The sequence below is a fragment of the Amycolatopsis sp. 195334CR genome (assembly GCF_017309385.1).
In the GTDB taxonomy this organism is placed as follows: Bacteria; Actinomycetota; Actinomycetes; order Mycobacteriales; family Pseudonocardiaceae; genus Amycolatopsis.
In genome coordinates this window covers 2,733,400-2,750,670 of sequence record NZ_JAFJMJ010000001.1, presented here as the reverse complement: position 1 = coordinate 2,750,670, position 17,271 = coordinate 2,733,400, and the positions used below count along the sequence as shown (strand labels likewise).

The following is a 17,271-nucleotide window of genomic DNA, read 5'->3' as shown; positions in this document are numbered from 1 at the left end:
GCCGGAAAATCGGTCGCCCGCGCACCGGCCTCCGCCTTAACGTCGGAACTCGTGTCCGCGAAACCGTATCCCGCGCCCGACGTGCGCCTGCCCGAGCGGCTGACCCCGCTCGGTTACCTGTTGGCGGTGCTGCGGTCGCGGCCGTGGCTGGCCGGGGGCACGGCCGTGCTGGGCGCGCTCTGGCTGGTGCCGGGCGCCCTGCTGCCGCTGGTGGTCGGCCGGGCGATCGACGCGGGCATCGCCGGCGACGACACCGCCTCGCTGGTCTGGAACGTGGTGCTGGTCGCCGGGCTGGGCGTGCTGCAGACGGTGTTCGGCGCGGGACTGCTGTTCAACGCGCACGGCATGTGGCTGCACGCCGCCTCCACCACCCAGCGCCTGGTCTCGCACCACACGCTGCGGCTCGGCGCCGGGCTGCGCGGGCAGGCGGACACCGGCGACATGATGGCGATCGCGTCCTCGGACGAGAACCGGGTCGGCGCGGTCTTCGAGGTGTTCGGCCGGGTGCTGGGCGCGGTGGTCGCCTTCCTGACCGTGGGCATCGTGCTGCTGGGCACGTCCCCGCTGCTGGCCGCGGTCGCGCTGGTCGGCGTGCCGCTGGCGGTGGCCGGGATCGGCCCGCTGATCGCGCCGCTGCAACGCCGCCAGGAGGCCCAGCGCGAGGACCTGTCCACGGTGAACGCGCTGGCCGCGGACATCGTGTCGGGCCTGCGGGTGCTGCGCGGCGTCGGTGGGGAACGGCAGTTCGCGAACCGGTTCACCACGGCCAGCCAGCGCGTCCGCGAGCAGGGCAACGCGGTGGCGAGCAGCACGTCGTGGCTGGTCGGCGCCGAGGTGCTGCTGCCGGGGCTGGTCACCGTGGCGATCACCTGGCTGGGCGCGAAGCTGGCGGTCGCGGGCACGATCACGGTCGGCGAGCTGGTCGCCTTCTACGGCGCCTCGGCGTTCCTGATCATCCCGGTGAGCACCACCACCGAGGCGGCGGGCTCGTTCTCCGGCGCGATGGTGGCGGCGCGGAAGGTCAGCAAGATGCTGAGCCTGCGGCCGGTGCTGACCGACCCGGCGGAGCCGATCGCGCTGCCCGACGGGCCGCTCGAACTGCACGACACCGCGTCCGGCTTCACCGCGGTCGCCGGGAAGCTGACCGTGGTCGAGTCGCCGGACGCCGAGGAGCTGGCCGCCCGGCTGGCGCGGTTCACCGATCCGGCCGAGCCGGTGCTGGTGTCCGGAGTGGACGTCCGGCGCGCGGCACTGGCCGAACTGCGGTCGCGGGTGGTCTACGCGCACAACCAGGACGTCTGGTTCTCGGGGGTGCTGCGGGAGCAGATCGTCACGCCGGGATCGGTCACCGTCGAAGCCGCGCTCACCGCGGCGGACGCGGACGACATCGTGGACGCGCTCCCGCTCGGGCTCGACGAGCTGATCGGCGAACGCGGCCGCGAGGTCTCCGGCGGGCAGCGGCAGCGGCTGAACCTGGCCAGGGCGCTCGCGCTGGACGCGGACGTGCTGCTGCTGGACGAGCCGACGTCGGCCGTGGACGCGCACACCGAGGCACGCATCACCGAACGGGTCGCCGAGCTCCGGCGGGGCCGGACCACGGTGGTGTTCAGCCAGAGCCCGCTGTGGCGGGCGGTCGCTGACGAGTACGTAGTCGAGGAGAGGCAACCGTGCAGCTGAAGCTGCCGCTGGCCGGCGTGGCGCAGGCCCGCGGCTGGGCGATCGGCACGATGAAGGCGTTCCGCCGGGAGTTCGTGCTGGTGATCCTGTTCTTCTGCCTGGCGGGTGCCGCCGGGCTGGTCGGTCCGCAGCTGCTGGGCTTGCTGGTCGACTCGGTGGTCGAGGGCGGCGGCTTGTCGCTGGACCTGCTGGCGCTGGTTTTTGTGGTGGTGCTGCTGGTGCAGGCCGTGCTGAAGAAGGCGGCCAACCGGCGGGCCGGGTTGTTGGGCGAGCGGGTGCTGGCGAAGACCCGCGAGGAGTTCGTCGGCGACGCGCTGAAACTGCCACTGGGCACCGTGGAAGCGGCGGGCACCGGTGACCTGCTCAGCCGCGCGACGTCCGATGTGGACAAAGTCGACTACGCGATGCGTTACGCGGTACCGGAAATCACCGTCGCGCTGATCACCGTGGCGCTGACCGTGGTGGCCATGGTGGTCACCTCGCCATTGCTGGCGCTGGGCCTGCTGGTGGCCGTGCCGGTGCTGTACTTCCCGACCCGGTGGTACTGGCGGCGGGTGCCGTCGGTGATCGAGCGCATGCTGGACGCCTGGGGCGACGTGCAGTCGGGACTGCACGAGTCGACCGAAGGCGCCCGGACCGCGGACGCGCTGGGCATGATCGAACGCCGTCTCGCCGAGGGCGACCGACGCCTGGCGCGGGCCGTCCAGGGCGAACGCGACCTGCGGAAGCTGCAGGTGCGGTGGGCGCCGTGGCTGGAGCTCTCGCACGCGCTGCCGGTGGCCGCGATGCTGCTGATCGGGGCGTGGGCGTACACGCAGGGCTGGGCCGGACTGGGCACGATCACCACGATGGTGCTGTACATGCAGATCATGGCCGGGCCGCTGGACGAGCTGCTGTGGTGGATCGAGGACCTGCAGGTGTCGGGGACCGCGCTGCGCCGGGTGATCGGCGTGCGGGACGCGGCCACCGCCCCGCCTTCGGGGGCGGGGACACCGTCCGGCACCGAGATCGAAGTGCGTGACGTCCGCTTCGGCTACTCGGCGGACCGCGAGGTGCTGCACGGGATTTCGCTGTCGATCCCACGCGGTCAGCGGCTGGCGATCGTCGGGCCGTCGGGGGCTGGGAAGTCCACGCTGGGGCGCCTGCTGGCCGGCATCGCCGCCCCCGATTCGGGTTCGGTGACGATCGGTGGCGTCGAGGTCTCGCGCCTGCCGGAGGACGTGCTGCGGGGTGAGGTGTTGTTGCTGACGCAGGAACACCATGTGTTCGCGGGCACCCTGCGGGAGAACCTGACGCTCCCGGCCGGTGAGTGGTCGGACGCGGAGTTGCTCGGCGCACTGGACTCGGTGGGCGCGGGCTCGTGGGCGCGTTCGCTGCCGGACGGCCTGGACAGCAAGCTCACCACGGCGTCGGTGCCCGCGGCGATGGCGCAGCAGCTGGCGCTGGCGCGCGTGGTGCTGGCGGACCCGCACACCCTGGTCCTGGACGAAGCGACCTCGCTACTGGACACGGGCTCGGCGCGGGAGCTGGAACGCTCCCTGTCGCAGGTCCTGGCCGGTAGGACGGTGATCGCCATCGCCCACCGACTGCACACCGCGGCCGCCGCGGACCGGGTGGCCGTAATCGACGGCGGCACCATCACCGAACTCGGCACGCACGAGGCCCTACTGGCCGCTGACGGCCCCTACGCCCGCCTAGTCCACGCGGCCACCGCCTGACGGCGATGCAGTGAATGTGGCTTTCACCGCACATTCCGCAGTGAAAGCCACATTCACCGCACTCACCACCCCCCGGCGCCACCCGCCACCCGCCACCCGCCACCCGGCAACGCTCCAAGGCGATGCGCAGCAAACCGCGACCCGGCAACGGCACCGGACCACCCACCCACCCAGCCCCTCCCATCCCCGCTCCACAGCCCAAAACACGGCGAAGACCCCGATGTCAAGGCATCTTTCCCGCCTTGACATCGGGGTCTTCGCCGTAGTCACACTGAAAAAGCGGGGTGGCCGCCGAAAACAGCGAGCAACCGCCAAAACGAATCAGCTGGCGAGAGCCAAAGCATCCACCGCCGAATAAAACATGCCCAACCCGTCATCCGACGGACCAGTAAGTGCGTCGATCGCGTGCTCAGGATGCGGCATCAGCCCGACCACCCGGCCGTTCGCGCTGGTGATGCCGGCGATGTCGTTGCGCGACCCGTTCGGGTTCACGCCGACGTACCGGAACACCACCCGGCCCTCGCCCTCCAGCATGTCCAGGGTGGGCTGGTCGGCCACGTAACCGCCTTCACCCGACTTCAGCGGGACCAGGATCTCGGCCCCCTGCTCGTACCGGGTGCTCCACGCGGTGCTGGTGTTCTCCACCCGCAGCCACTGGTCCCGGCAGACGAAGTGCAGCTTGTGGTTGCGCACCAGCGCCCCCGGCAGCAGCCCGGCCTCGCACAGGATCTGGAAGCCGTTGCAGATGCCGAGCACCGGCATGCCCTTGGCCGCCGCCTCGATCACCTCGGTCATCACCGGGGCGAACTTCGCGATGGCCCCGCAGCGCAGGTAGTCGCCGTAGGAGAAACCGCCGGGCACGATCACCGCGTCGACACCGCGCAGGTCGTGGTCGGCGTGCCACAGGGGCACGGCCTCGGCGTCGGAGTACCGGGCGGCGCGGGCGGCGTCGATGTCGTCGAGCGTGCCCGGGAAGGTGATGACCCCGATGCGGGCGGTCACGCGTCCACCCGCCGCACGGTCCAGTCCTCGATCACCGGGTTGGCCAGCAGGCCCTCGGCGATCTTCGCCAGCGTCTCGTCGTCGACGGAGTCGTCGACCTCGAGCACGAAGTGCTTGCCCTGGCGGACATCGGTCACGCCTTCGAAGCCGAGGCGGGGCAGCGCGCCGGCCACCGCCTGTCCTTGCGGGTCCAGGATCTCCGGCTTGGGCATGACGTCCACGACGACTCGGGCCACGGCTGGTCGGCTCCCTATGTGTGCAGGTCAGCGGTACACCCAGAGCCTACTTCACCGTCCACGGCAAACCGGTGGGTAGCCCCCCGACAGAAGCCACCCACCGGACTGCCCGTGCTCAACCGGCGGCGCGGTACCGGTTCAGCGCACGACCTCGACCACCTCGCCCGGCTGCAGGGCGCGGTAGAAGGTGACGGCCGCGTTGTGCGTCAAGCGGATGCAGCCGTGCGACTGCTGCTTGATGTTCCCTTCGTGAAACGCGATGCCACTCGTGGTGAAGAACACCGAGTAGGGCATGGGCCCGTCGAAGGCCTTGCTCCAGTGGTCGATGTCCTTGTAAGTGACCTTGAACGTGCCCGGCGGGGTCCGGTAACCGGACTTCCCGGACGCCATCGGGACCGGGCCGTAGGTGACTTCGCCACCTTCGGCCAGCCACGCCTGCTTGGCGCTCAGGTCCACGCAGGCCGACGCCTTCGCACTGCACGGCATCGAAGCGGCGCTGGCGCTCGGGGCAGCGAACAACCCCAGCGCGCCGATCGCCGCGGTACCCGCGACCACACCGGTGATCTTCCGCAGCGCTCCCATGACGGGCCTCCCATCCGCTCGCTGGCGCGAGCTCGTGTTTGGTGCTGCTGATGTCGGGACGTAGCGATCACGGAAACGGTTGCTTGCAGGTCGGTAATTAACCGGAACGGCCCGGTGGCCGGTACGGAGCGTGGCCAAACGCCGACATCTGGGCGACACTCGGTTCCCCCCTTCCGCCCGAGCCCGAACCGGACCATCATCGGTTGGCGGAAGGTCAACAACAGGAGGCAGCGTGGCCGAGCGGGAGACTTTCGACTACGTCATCGTCGGGGCGGGCAGCGCCGGGTGCGTGCTGGCCAACCGGCTGAGCGCGGACCCGTCGGTCAGCGTGCTGCTGCTCGAAGCGGGTGGCGAGGACACCGCCGACGAGTTCCACATCCCGGCCGCCTTCCCCTCGCTGTTCAAGACCCAGCACGACTGGAACTACGAGACCGTCGAGCAGAAGTACCTCGGCAAGTCCACCTACTGGCCGCGCGGCAAGGTGCTCGGCGGCTGCTCCTCGATCAACGCGATGATCTACATCCGCGGCAACCGCGCCGACTACGACCGCTGGCGCGACGAGCACGGCGCGGTGGGCTGGGGCCACGAGGACGTGCTGCCCTACTTCATCCGCGCCGAGGGCAACGCCCGGCTCGGCGGCCCGCTGCACGGCACGGACGGCCCGCTGCACGTCGAGGACCGCGTGTTCACCCACGAGCTGTCCCACGCCTGGGTGAACTCGGCGACCACCTGGGGCCTCAAGCCCACCGACGACTTCAACGGCGAGAGCCAGGAGGGCGCCGGGCTCTACCAGGTCACCTGCCGCAAGGGCCGCCGCTGGTCCACCGCCGACGCCTACCTGCGCCCGGCGCTGGGCCGGAAGAACCTGGTGGTCCGCACGCACGCGCAGACCACGAAGGTGCTGCTCGACGGCACCCGGGCGATCGGCGTGTCCTACCTGGCCAAGGGCGCCGACCGCGCGGTGTACGCCGAACGCGAGGTGGTGCTCTCCGGTGGCGCGGTCAACTCACCTCAGCTGCTGATGCTGTCCGGCATCGGACCCGCCGAGCACCTGCGTGAGCTGGGCATCGAGGTGGCCGTGTCGCTGCCCGGTGTCGGCGAGAACCTGCACGACCACCCGGCGGCGGGCGTCATCTGGGCCACCAAGGGCACCACCGACCTGGTCAACGCCGCCACCCCGGCGGGACTGGTGCGCTACCAGCTCACCAAGCGCGGCCCGCTGGCTTCGAACGTCGGTGAGGCGGGCGGGTTCATGCCCACCATCGACGGCCTCGCCGCGCCCGACATGCAGTTCCACGTGGCGCCGACGCTGTTCTACGAGAACGGGATGCGCGAGCCGACCACGAACGGCTTCACCTCCGCGGCCACCCTGGTCGAGGTGGCCAGCCGGGGCCGTCTGCGCCTGCGCTCGGCGAACCCGTTGTGGCGCCCCGAGATCGATCCGGCGTACTACGCGGAATCGGCGGACTTCACCGCCATGCTGAGCGGGCTGCGCACACTGATGGACATCGGTCGCGGCGGCGAACTGAAGCGCTACCTGGACCGGCCGTTCCTGCCGGACAGCCACGACATCGACGACGACGCGCTGGCCGAGCACGTCCGGCAGAACACACAGACGCTGTACCACCCGGTCGGCACCTGCGCGATGGGCACCGGCGAGCAGGCCGTGGTCGATCCCGAGCTGCGGGTGCGCGGCGTGGAGCGCCTGCGCGTGGTGGACGCGTCGATCATGCCCGTGGTGCCCAGGGGCAACACCAACGCGCCCACCGTGATGGTCGCCGAGAAGGCGGCCGACCTGATCAGCGCTTCCCGTGCATGACGGTGATCAGCTTGGCGACCAGCGCGTCGGTCTTCTCCTTGCGGTCGAAGGTGGTCAGCGCGATGGGCGCGGTGAACCGCTGCCGCGCGATGGCCTTGGTGCGGGCGAACTCGCGCAGGCCCTCCTGACCGTGGATGCGGCCGAAGCCGGAGTCGCCGACGCCGCCGAACGGCAGTGAGGCGATGCCCGCGAACGACAGCGGCGCGTTGATCGCGGCCATGCCGGTGCGCAGCCGCCGGGCCAGCTCCATGCCGCGCGACTTGGAGAAGACCGTCGCGGCCAGGCCGTAGCGGGTGGCGTTGGCCTTCTCCACGGCTTCGTCCATCGAGGCCACCTTCGCGATGGTCACGGTCGGCCCGAAGGTCTCCTCGCGCACCGCCTCGGCGTCCTCGGGCACGTCGACCAGCACGGTCGGCTGGGCGTACCGGTCGCCGACCGCCTCGGCCCCGCCGACCAGCGCCTTCCCGCCGCGCGAGAGGGCGTCGGAGATGTGCTGCTTGATCACCTTGAGCTGCGAGGGCATGGTCACCGGGCCGTACTGCGCGTCGTGGTCGGAGCCGGCGCGCACGGCCTTGCTCTTCTCCACCACCTTCGCGACGAACTCGTCGTGCACCCGTTCGTGGACGTACACCCGCTCGACGCCGATGCAGGTCTGGCCCGAGTTGGAGAAGGCACCCCACACCGTCGCGTCGGCGGCGGCGTCGAGGTCGGCGTCCGCGTCGACCAGCACCGGGTCCTTGCCACCCGCCTCGATGACCACCGGGGTGAGCGTCTCGGCGCAAGCGGCCATGATCTTCTTGCCGGTCGCGGTGGACCCGGTGAAGGCGATCTTGTCCACGCCCGCGCGGGTCAGCGCCGCGCCGGTGGCGCCGTAGCCGGTGACCAGCTGCAGCACGGGGTGCTCCGGGACCACCTCGGCGAACGCGTCGACCAGCCACTTCCCCACGCCCGGGGTGAACTCGCTCGGCTTGAACACCACGGCGTTGCCCGCGGCCAGCGCGTAGGCGATCGAGCCCAGCGGGGTGAACACCGGGTAGTTCCACGGCCCGATCACGCCGACCACGCCGAGCGGCAGGTACTCCACCGTCGCGGCCTGGTTCGACATCAGCAGCCCGGCCGGGCGGCGCTTGCGGCCGAGCACCTTGCGGGCGTTCTTCGCCGCCCACGCGATGTGCTCGATGGCCAGCACCGACTCCAGCTGCGCGTCGGCGATCGGCTTGCCGGTCTCGTCGCGCACCACCTGGCACAGCTGCTGCAGCCGCCGGGTGAGCACGCCCTTCCACTGCTGCAGGCGCTGCGCGCGCCCGCCGAAGCCGAGCGAATCCCACCAGGCGGCGGCCTCGCGCGCCCGCTCGACGGCGGCTTCGACCTCTTCGGCCGTGTGCACCGGATAGGTGCCGACCACCTCGTCGGTGGCGGGGCTGAGCGAGTCGAACGTCTCCTGCGTGGCGGGTTTCGGCTGGACGGCGGTCATCGGCGTCTCCCGGTTGCTCGGTCTGGGGACCCCAAGGCTACGACGTTGCTGGCAAGGTGCCAACTACTCTCGCGGGGCCTTTGCCCAGAATGGCACAGGCGAGCACCGCGCTGGCCACACCGAACACCGGGGCCAGCCACAAGGGGAGCACGCCCACGGTCAGCGAGCCGAGCCCGAACCCGCTCGCCTGCACCACGAAGGACAGCGAGAACCCCTCCGACCGGCGCCCCTCCGGCAGCAGCCCCTGCATCTGCACCGAGGCCACGGTGACCAGCGGACCGGTGCAGAAGCCGATCAGCACCACCCCGGTGAGCAGCCCGGGCCAGCCCAGGTCGAGCGCCACCGTGCAGCCGCCCGCGATGAACCCGCCGAGCAGGGTGATCGCCTGCGTGCGCGGGGCCACGGTCAGGTGCACCCCGCGCCACGCGTACAGCGCGCCGCCGACGATGCTCGCGCCGGAGAGCACGGTGATGATCAACGCCGCCGCGCCTTCGGCCCCGCCCAGCCGCTGCGCCAGCGCGAACGGCGCGACCTCGACCGTGGACAGCAGGTGCCCGATGGTGAACTGGCAGGCCAGCCACGGCACGGCCGCTCGGATCGGCAGCGGCAGCCGTGCACCGGTCACCGGCACCGGCGCCTCCCGGCGCGGCACCAGCAGCGCCGACACGGCGAACACCGCCGCCATCGCGGCGATCGGCAGCACCGCGCCGAACCCGGCGAGCAGCGCGACCAGCAGCGGCCCGCCGATGATCACCGCGTCGATCAGCATCGCGTCCACCGAGACCGCGCGGGGCAGCAGCGGGCCGGTGACGGTGCCCGCGAGCAGGGACCGGAACCCGCCGGACAACCCGCCCGCGATCAACCCCGGCAGGACCACGAGCGCCAGCAGCACCGCGGGCGGCGCGTCCGCCGAGGCGGCGAAGGCCAGCGCACCCAGCCCGGCCGCCGCGCAGAGCAGGAAGAGCACCAGCCCGCGCGACGGCCCGATCCGGTCCAGCAACCGGCCCGCCGGCACCGAACCGGCCAGCTCGGCCACCACGAACACCGCCATCATCACGCCGCCGAGGCGGTAGGAGCCGGTGGTCGCGGTGGTCAGCACGGTGAACGCGAGCGGTGCCATGGTGGCCGGCAGGCGGGCCAGTTGCACCCCCATCGACCAGCGCCAATAGGGACGGTGCCGCAGCAGGGTTTCGGTCATGCGCCGAGCCTGTGCGGTACCGGGAACGAGCGATAATGATTCGGCCACACCCGAAAGGACGCCGATGATCGAGCTGGTGCTCACCGCCACCGGGGCGCAGCGGCTGCGGTTCGCGATCTCCCCGCTCGAGGAGGTGCTCGGCGCGATCCAGGTGCTCGAAGGCGCCCGCCGCCACCCGGCGTACGGCCCGTGGCTGAGCACCGCCGCCGAGCACGCGCGCACGCTCCCGCTCACCGAACTGCGCACCGTGCTGGGCGCCACCCGCTACATCACCGAGTTCCTCAGCCCGCCGCCGCAGGGCCCGCGCACCACCGTCGACGCCCAGCTCGCCGAACTGCGCCGGACCCCGCCCGAGCAGGTGGCGCTGGAACTGGCCATGGTCGACGCCGATCTCTCGGGCCTGCCCGAGGACCCGGCGCGGGCCCGCGATCTGCTCGGCGACCAACTCGAACTGGCCTGGCACGAGCTGATCGAGCCGCAGTGGCCGCGACTGCACGAGGTGCTCGCCGCCGACATCGACCACCGGACCCGGCGGCTCGGCGAAGGCGGCATCGAGCTGGCGCTGGCCGATCTGCACTCGCGGGTGAAGCTGACCGGGGACGTGCTGACCGTGGAGAGCGCGGCCCGGTCGCGCACCGCGCTCGACGAACGCGGGCTCCTGCTGCTGCCGAGCGTGTTCGCCTGGCCGAAGATCGGGGTGATCCTGGTGCCGCCGTGGCAGCCGTCCCTGCTCTACCCGGCTCGCGGAGTCGCCCGGCTGTGGGGCCCGTCGCGCGACCCGGACCCGCGGCTGGTGGCGGTGCTCGGCCGGACCAGGGCGCTGCTGCTGCAGGTGCTCGCCGAGCCGTCGACCACCACCGCGCTGGCCCGGCGCCTGGGCCTGGCCCCGGCCACGGTGTCCGGTCACCTGCGGGCGCTGGCCGGGGCCGGACTGCTCGCCGCCACCCGGCACGGGCGGTCCGTCCGGTACGCCCGCACCCGACTTGGCGCCGACCTGGTGGGCGCCTAACCTGGGGTTTGACCGGACAGACAGGGGATATCCTGATGCAATACGTCCATTTTGGACATTCGTGCGTGCTGGCCGAGACCGCGGGCGCGCGGATCCTGTTCGACCCGGGTTCGTTCTCCCGCGGCTTCGAGGACCTCCGCGACCTGGACGCGGTGCTGATCACCCACCAGCACCACGACCACCTCGACGGCGAGCGGCTGACCGCACTGCTCAGGGCGAACCCGCGGGCCGAACTGATCATCGACCCCGGTTCGCAGGATGCGGTGGAGAAGCTCGGGCTGCCGTCGAAGACCGCGCTGCCCGGCGACACCTTCGCCTTCGGCGGCACCGGGATCGACGTGGTCGGCGGGCAGCACGCGGTGATCCACCGCGACCTGCCGGTGGTGCCCAACGTCGGTTACCTGCTCGACGAGGGCGCCTTCTACCACCCCGGCGACGCGCTCTTCGTGCCCGAGCAGCAGGTCGACGTGCTCGGCCTGCCCACCGCGGCGCCGTGGCTGAAGGCCTCGGAGGCGGTCGACTTCCTGCGCGCGGTCGCGCCGCGGGTGGCGGTGCCGATCCACGAGAAGGTGCTCGCCGTGCCGGAGATGATGTACGGCATGTTCACCAACCTCGGCCCGGACGGCACCGAGGTCAAGGTGCTCAGCGAGGGCGAACCGACGAAGCTGTGAGGGTGTAGGTGCTGCTGGTGGCCCCGGCCTCCAGCGCCACGTCCACCGCGTCGAGAAAAGCCTGGCGACGGCTCGGCCGCCGCAGGTCGCTCGCGTCCACGCCCAGGCGCAGCAGCCCGCCCCGGCGCGCCACCCTGGCCGCGGTCAGCACCAGCGCGAAGCAGCGCAGCGTTTCGGTCCGCTGGTTCTGGCTGCCGAACCCGTGCACCCGCGCCCGCCGCACCTCGCCGGTCTCCAGGTCCCGGATCGAGGTGAAGTCGGCGCAGAAGCGGAAGCCGCGCTCGCGCAACGCGGCCAGCGTGCCGCGCGAAGCCAGCCAGCGCGGGGGCGCGAAGCCCTCGGTGCGCAGGCCGGCGTGGTCCAGCGAGGCGATCGCGGCGGTCAGCCGCAACCGGGCCTCGTGCGCGGGCAGCGCGGCGAACTCCGCCTTGCGGCCAAGGCTGACCGCGCGGTGGGTCGGCGGCACGGTGTGGTCGTACCCGTGCAGGAGCAGGTCGTCGCCGTGGTCCACCCGCTGCCGGAGCCACGAGGTGACCCCGGTCGACGGGGTGAACAGCAGGGACAGCGGCACCGCCCGCCGATCCAGCTCCTCGGCCAGTTCGGCGCAGCGGTGCAGCGTCCTCGGGGTCATGCCGGACAGCGAAACGAGCAGTCTGGTGTCCACGCGCCCAGTAAGCGCGCTGAGAGTGACCACCAGGTGACGGGGCGGAAGCCTCGCCGGAACTACTGCACGACGGTTTCCTTGGACGGCGCGTCGTCCTCACCCGCGGCCGCGTTGAGCTTGCGCTCCTCCCGCAGCGATCGGACCGCGGCGAACACGCCGACCGCCCAGAGCGCGATGATCGCGGTGTAGGTCACCGTGTAGACCCAGTCCGCGGCGCCGAACTCCTTGAGCAGCGTGCGCGCGTTGGTGAACACGATCAGCCCACCGGCCAGCGCGCCCAGCAGGCGCGGCGGCAGGTGCCGGACCAGCCACGCGGCCACCGGCGCGGCGATGATGCCGCCGATCATCAGCCCGAGCACCACGGTGTAGTTGAGGTTGTCCTCCTGCGACAGGGTGAACAGGAAGCCGAGGCTGGCGGCGAGCGCGACGATGAACTCCGAGGTGTCCACCGAGCCGACCACCTTGCGCGGCTCCAGCCGTCCCGAGGACAGCAGCGTGGTGGTGGCCACCGGCCCCCAGCCACCGCCACCGGTGGCGTCGACGAACCCGGCCACCAGGCCCAGCGGGGCGAGGAACTTGGCGCCCGGCCGCTTGCCGGTGATCAGCTTGCCCAGCTTCAGGAAGGCGAACCGGATCAGCACGTACAGCCCGAGCAGCAGCAGGATCAGCGTGATCCACACCGTCGCGTCCTCGGTGGACAGCGAGGTCAGCACGTAGGCGCCGAGCACCGCGCCGACCGCGCCGGGCAGGGCCAGGATGCCGACCGTGCGCCAGTCGATGTTCTTGAACTTCCAGTGGGACAGGCCGGAGGCCAGCGAGGTGCCGACCTCCGCGAGGTGCACCGCGGCGGACGCGGCGGCCGGGGCGGTGCCGACCGCGAGCAGGGTGGTCGTCGCCGTCACCCCGAACGCCATGCCCAGGGTGCCGTCGACGAGCTGGGCCAGCAGACCAGCCAATCCGAACAACAGGAAGGTGCGCATGGGGAACCTCGGTTCGCAGGATGGCGGCAGGGTGCGGGGACCGCCGGGAACGGGGAGTTTTTTACCGAGTTCTACTCAGTGGGAAAAGAAAATGGCCGCGACGCAGCGAGTCAGCGGCGGCAGAGAGCGGAATCGACGCGCACGAGATCGATGTGCCTGCGCTGGACCAGCGCGATCACATCGAGGAGGTGCACCTGCGTCGTCACGATCACGATGGTCCCAGACGTCCCCGTGCCGATCCAGCTCTTCCCAGATGGTGAACGGGGTACCGCTACTCCGGTGGTTCGGCGTCCCAGGTGCGCACGGCCACCTCGTCGCCGACGGCCAGCCGGCCGGGCCGGGTGACCGCCGCCTTCATGCCGAAGGCGACCTTGCCCGCCGGCACCCGGCGGTACTTCGCCAGCGTGCGGATCGGCTCGGAGCCGACGCGCTTGCCGGTCTCCTGGTCCACCAGCGGGACGGTGCAGCGCAGGCACTTCTTCGCATAGGCCAGCTCGATGCCGCCGGCGGTGAAGGTGCGCACCAGGTCCTCGACGTGCGGCTCGGCCCAGCCCGAGACCACGATGTTCGCCCGGAAGCGGTCCATCGGCACCGGTTCCCCGCCGGCCGAGGCGATCCGCTCGTTCAGTGAGTCCAAAGAGGACTCGGAGGTGACCAGCACGGCGTGCCCGTCGGCGAAGGCCGCGGTGCCCTCGGTCAGCCCGCCGGTGACGCGCTCGTGCTCGGGCGTGACCCGGAGGAACACCGACGGCTCGCCGATCACCTCGGAGAACCATTCGGCGGCCTCGCGGCCCTGGTGCACGCCCTTGCCGTCGAAGGTGAACACCGAGGCGGCGTGCCGGGGGCCGTCGACGGCCACCTCGTGCTCCAGGTCCTCGACGCCCGGCGCGCGCAACCGCAGCCGGGCGCCGTCGTCGAGCACCTCGACCCGCACCGCGGCCAGCACCGGGTAGCGGCGCTGGCTGCGGAAGGTGCCGTCCGGCGCGGCCGCCATGAAGGTGCGGTCGTGCCGGATCCCGGCCGCGGTCAGCTCCGCGGTGGTCAGGTCGACCCCACCGCACCCCTTGACCGGGTAGTGCACCAGCTTCGCGATCTTCGCCACCCCACCAGGCTAGAGGACCTGGGAGAGGAACCTCTTCAGCCGCGGGCTCTCCGGCGCCTCGAAGACCTGGGCCGGTTCCCCGAGTTCGACGATCCTGCCGTGGTCCATGAACGCCACGTGATCGGCCACCTGCCGCGCGAAGCCCATCTCGTGCGTGACCACCAGCAGGGTCAGGCCGCGCCCGGCGAGCCCGGCCATCAGCTCCAGCACGCCCTTGACCAGCTCCGGGTCCAGTGCGCTGGTGGCCTCGTCGAACAGCATCACCTCGGGATCCATCGCCAGCGCCCTGGCGATGGCCACCCGCTGCTGCTGCCCGCCGGACAGCGCGGCCGGCCGGTAGGGCGCCTTGTCAGCCAGCCCGACCTCGGCCAGCCGGTCGCGCGCGATCTGCTGGGCCTCGGCCTTCTCCAGCCCCTTCACGCTGCGCAGCGGCAGGGTGATGTTGTCCAGCACGGTCCGGTGCGGGAACAGGTTGAAGTGCTGGAACACCATGCCCACCCGGCGGCGCAGCTGGTCGGCGTCGGTGGCCACCACGCTCTCGCCGTCGAGCAGGATGTCGCCGGAGTCGGGCTCCTGCAGCCGGTTGACCACCCGCAGCAGGGTGGACTTGCCCGAGCCGGAAGGCCCGATCACGCAGGTGGTCTCGCCCTTGCCGACCCGCAGGTCGACCCCGCGCAACACCTCGAGCGTGCCGAAGGACACGTGGATGTCGCGCAGTTCCACGCTCGCCGCGCCGCTCATGCCCCGACCTTTCCGCCGGCCACCAGGTCCAGCTCGTCCTCGTGGTCGTTGTCGATCTTGCGCCCCTGGCGCAGCCGCCGGTCGATGTGGTTGACCAGGTGCGTCAGCGGCACGGTGATCACCAGGTACAGGAACCCGGCGGCGACCAGCGGCGAGAGGTTGCCGGTGTTCGCCGCGAGGTCCTGGCCGATCCGGAACAGGTCGCGCTGGCTGGACAGCAGGCCCAGGAAGTAGACCAGGCTGGAGTCCTTGATCAGCGCGATGAACTGGTTCACCAGCGCGGGCAGCACCCGCCGCACGCCCTGCGGGATGACCACCAGCAGCATCGCCTTGCCGTAGCTCATGCCGAGCGCGCGGCTGGCCTCCAGCTGCCCCTTCTCCACGCTCTGGATGCCGGAGCGGAAGATCTCGCCGATGTAGGCGGCGGCGATCAGGCTCAGCGCCAGGATGCCCAGCGGGTACGGGTTGTTGCCGACGATGTCCCGCGCCAGCACACCGAGGCCCTGGCCGATCAGCAGGATGGTCAGGATGGCGGGCAGGCCGCGGAAGATGTCGGTGTACACCCGGGCCGGCCAGCGCAGCCAGCGCTTCGCCGACAGGCCCATCACCGCCAGCACCATGCCGAGCAGGGTGCCGATCAGCGCCGAGGCCACCGCGAAGATGAGCGTGTTCAGCAGCCCGGTGCCGAGCAGGTCGGGAAAGACCTCCCAGATGTAGTCCCAGTTGAGGAAGGTGTCCAGCAGAACGTCCACTTAGGACGCCTTGAACTCGGGCGCGGCCGGGGCGGTGGGCAGGAACTGCTGGTGCAGCCGGGTCCAGGTGCCGTCCGCGATCACCTGCTTGAGGCCCTCGTTGAGCTTGCCGAGCAGTTCGGTGTTGCCCTTGCGCACGGCGAACCCGTGCGGCACGTCGGTGGTGAACGGCTTGACCACCTTGAGCTTCGCGTCCGGGTTCTGCGTGACGTTCTGCTCCGCGATGGTCAGGTCGAGGATGTAGGCGTCGACCGAGTCGGTCTTCAGCGCGGTGAGCGCGGCGGCGTAGTCCGGGAAGCGCACGGCCTGCGCGGCGGGCACCGTGGAGGTCAGCCACTTGTCGCCGACGGTGGCCTGGATCACCGCGACCCGCTTGCCCGCCAACGAGTTCTCGTCGGTGATCGGCGAGCCCTCCTTGGCCTGGATGCTCATCACCTCGTAGTTGTACGGCGCGGAGAAGTCCACGTTCTTCTTGCGCTCCTCGGTCTGCGCGATGGCCGAGCTGGCCACGTCGAACTGACCGTTGGAGACCTGGCCGAGCAACGAGGAGAACTCGGTCGCGGAGAACTCCAGCTTCAGGTTCTGCTTGGTGGCGATGGCCTTGAGCAGTTCGTTGTCGAAGCCGGTGTAGTTGCCGTTCTCCAGGTAGATGTTCGGCGGCGCGTCGCTGAGCGTGCCGACGCGCAGGGCGCTCTGACCGTCTTCACCGCTGCCGCACGCGGTGAGCAGCAACGCGGCCGCGAGGGTGGCGAGGATCGACTTCTTCATTTTTCGCTTTCCCTTCACGGGTTCTGGACCGGCAGGCCGGGGCCGCCCGGCTCCAGTTCGGCGGGCAGGGGTTCGGTGGTGAAGAACTGCGCGTGCAGGCGCTTGACCGTGCCGTCGGCGATCGCCGCGGACAGCCCCCGGTTGAGCTTGTCCAGCAGTTCCTTGTTGTCCTTGCGCACGGCGAAGGCGGACGGGGTGTCCTTGGTCTCCACCGTGTAGCCGAACTCCAGTGCCACGTCCGGGTTCTGGTCCAGGTACTTCTGGCCGATGTCCTTCGGCACCACCCAGCCGTCGAGCGTGCCGTTGCGCAGCTGCGCGAAACCCGCGTTGTAGTCCGGGAAGCGCACCACTTCGGCGCCCGGGACCTTCTTGCTCGCCAGGTCGTCCTGCACCGAGGCCTGCACCACGCCGAGGCGCTTGCCCGCGAACTGCGGGATGTCCTTCAGCCCGGCGTCCTTCTTGGTCACGATGGTGGTGAAGCCGGTGCTGTAGCCGTTGGAGAAGGCGACCGTCTTCTTGCGCTCGTCGGTGGTGGAGATGGTCGAGCTGCCGATGTCGAAGGTGCGATTGTTCACGCTGGCCAGCAGGCTGGCGAACTCGGTGCCGACGAACTCCACCGAGAAGCCCTCGCGGCGGGCGATGTCGCGCAGCAGTTCGTTGTCGTAGCCGGTGAAGTTGCCGTTCTCCAGGTAGATCGACGGCGGGGCGTCGGCGAGGGTGCCGACCCGCAGGGTCTGCCCGGCGGGGTCACCGGCGGACGACCCGCAGCCGGCCAGTGCGACGAGCGCGGCGGCCAGGGCGAGCGTTTTGGACAGCGTGGATCTCATGCTTCTTTCCGGGGTTCGGGCGCGTGTCGGCGCGGCAGGTTCGCGCCAACA

18 protein-coding genes are annotated in these 17,271 nt (G+C 71.1%); 5 read left to right on the top strand and 13 right to left on the bottom strand.

Annotated features, from left to right (window positions below; genetic code table 11):
• Positions 1–51: 51 nt before the first annotated feature.
• A complete protein-coding gene (locus JYK18_RS13400) occupies positions 52–1,677 on the top strand; it encodes an ABC transporter ATP-binding protein (protein WP_307795895.1) in 1,626 nt (541 codons plus the stop codon).
• A gap of 50 nt (positions 1,678–1,727) precedes the next feature.
• Positions 1,728–3,395, top strand: a complete 1,668-nt coding sequence (locus JYK18_RS13395) for an ABC transporter ATP-binding protein (protein WP_206804211.1) — start codon at positions 1,728–1,730, stop codon at positions 3,393–3,395.
• 321 nt (positions 3,396–3,716) lie between these two features.
• Here the strand turns inward: JYK18_RS13395 and purQ are convergent, their stop codons facing one another.
• From purQ to JYK18_RS13380, 3 genes are all read right to left on the bottom strand, one after another.
• Complete coding sequence (purQ, locus tag JYK18_RS13390; protein WP_206802389.1) at positions 3,717–4,397, bottom strand: phosphoribosylformylglycinamidine synthase subunit PurQ; 681 nt, start codon at positions 4,395–4,397, stop codon at positions 3,717–3,719.
• A complete protein-coding gene (gene purS, locus JYK18_RS13385) occupies positions 4,394–4,633 on the bottom strand; it encodes a phosphoribosylformylglycinamidine synthase subunit PurS (RefSeq protein ID WP_153036373.1) in 240 nt (79 codons plus the stop codon). Before purS ends, purQ begins: the two co-directional genes overlap by 4 nt.
• A gap of 138 nt (positions 4,634–4,771) precedes the next feature.
• Entirely contained in the window at positions 4,772–5,215 is a 444-nt protein-coding gene (locus JYK18_RS13380; protein ID WP_206802388.1) for a L,D-transpeptidase, read from the bottom strand.
• 232 nt (positions 5,216–5,447) lie between these two features.
• Between JYK18_RS13380 and JYK18_RS13375 the strand changes: the two genes are divergently transcribed.
• On the top strand, positions 5,448–7,034 hold the full coding sequence (locus JYK18_RS13375; protein ID WP_206802387.1) for a GMC family oxidoreductase: 1,587 nt from the start codon (positions 5,448–5,450) through the stop codon (positions 7,032–7,034).
• Here the strand turns inward: JYK18_RS13375 and JYK18_RS13370 are convergent.
• Entirely contained in the window at positions 7,015–8,508 is a 1,494-nt protein-coding gene (locus tag JYK18_RS13370; protein WP_206802386.1) for an aldehyde dehydrogenase family protein, read from the bottom strand. The two genes, JYK18_RS13375 and JYK18_RS13370, sit on opposite strands and share 20 nt — an antisense overlap.
• A 37-nt stretch (positions 8,509–8,545) precedes the next feature.
• Complete coding sequence (locus JYK18_RS13365; protein WP_242579091.1) at positions 8,546–9,706, bottom strand: MFS transporter; 1,161 nt, start codon at positions 9,704–9,706, stop codon at positions 8,546–8,548.
• Positions 9,707–9,770: 64 nt separating this feature from the next.
• Here JYK18_RS13365 and JYK18_RS13360 point away from each other — a divergent pair, with 64 nt between their 5' ends.
• Together JYK18_RS13360 and JYK18_RS13355 are read left to right on the top strand one after the other, a co-directional pair.
• Positions 9,771–10,715, top strand: a complete 945-nt coding sequence (locus JYK18_RS13360) for a DUF5937 family protein (protein ID WP_206802385.1) — start codon at positions 9,771–9,773, stop codon at positions 10,713–10,715.
• 35 nt (positions 10,716–10,750) lie between these two features.
• Complete coding sequence (locus tag JYK18_RS13355) at positions 10,751–11,386, top strand: MBL fold metallo-hydrolase (RefSeq protein ID WP_206802384.1); 636 nt, start codon at positions 10,751–10,753, stop codon at positions 11,384–11,386.
• Here the strand turns inward: JYK18_RS13355 and JYK18_RS13350 are convergent.
• From JYK18_RS13350 to JYK18_RS13320, 8 genes are all read right to left on the bottom strand, one after another.
• Complete coding sequence (locus tag JYK18_RS13350) at positions 11,358–12,038, bottom strand: DUF2334 domain-containing protein (protein ID WP_242580750.1); 681 nt, start codon at positions 12,036–12,038, stop codon at positions 11,358–11,360. The two genes, JYK18_RS13355 and JYK18_RS13350, sit on opposite strands and share 29 nt — an antisense overlap.
• A gap of 71 nt (positions 12,039–12,109) precedes the next feature.
• Positions 12,110–13,030, bottom strand: a complete 921-nt coding sequence (locus JYK18_RS13345) for a sulfite exporter TauE/SafE family protein (protein WP_206802383.1) — start codon at positions 13,028–13,030, stop codon at positions 12,110–12,112.
• Positions 13,031–13,140: 110 nt separating this feature from the next.
• Positions 13,141–13,236, bottom strand: a complete 96-nt coding sequence (locus JYK18_RS48290; protein WP_335645121.1) for a putative leader peptide — start codon at positions 13,234–13,236, stop codon at positions 13,141–13,143.
• Positions 13,237–13,301: 65 nt separating this feature from the next.
• Positions 13,302–14,132, bottom strand: a complete 831-nt coding sequence (locus tag JYK18_RS13340) for an MOSC N-terminal beta barrel domain-containing protein (RefSeq protein WP_206802382.1) — start codon at positions 14,130–14,132, stop codon at positions 13,302–13,304.
• A 9-nt stretch (positions 14,133–14,141) separates the two neighbouring features.
• Positions 14,142–14,873 carry an amino acid ABC transporter ATP-binding protein gene (locus JYK18_RS13335; RefSeq protein WP_206802381.1) on the bottom strand — a complete coding sequence of 244 codons (732 nt, stop codon included), beginning with the start codon at positions 14,871–14,873 and terminating at the stop codon, positions 14,142–14,144.
• Positions 14,870–15,625: an amino acid ABC transporter permease gene (locus JYK18_RS13330; protein ID WP_206802380.1), complete on the bottom strand. Its 756-nt coding sequence runs from the start codon at positions 15,623–15,625 to the stop codon at positions 14,870–14,872. The genes JYK18_RS13335 and JYK18_RS13330 overlap by 4 nt, the downstream gene beginning before the upstream one ends.
• On the bottom strand, positions 15,626–16,393 hold the full coding sequence (locus tag JYK18_RS13325) for an ABC transporter substrate-binding protein (RefSeq protein WP_206802379.1): 768 nt from the start codon (positions 16,391–16,393) through the stop codon (positions 15,626–15,628).
• A gap of 14 nt (positions 16,394–16,407) precedes the next feature.
• Positions 16,408–17,220, bottom strand: coding sequence for an ABC transporter substrate-binding protein (locus JYK18_RS13320; protein WP_206802378.1), 813 nt, complete (start codon positions 17,218–17,220; stop codon positions 16,408–16,410).
• Positions 17,221–17,271 lie beyond the last annotated feature (51 nt).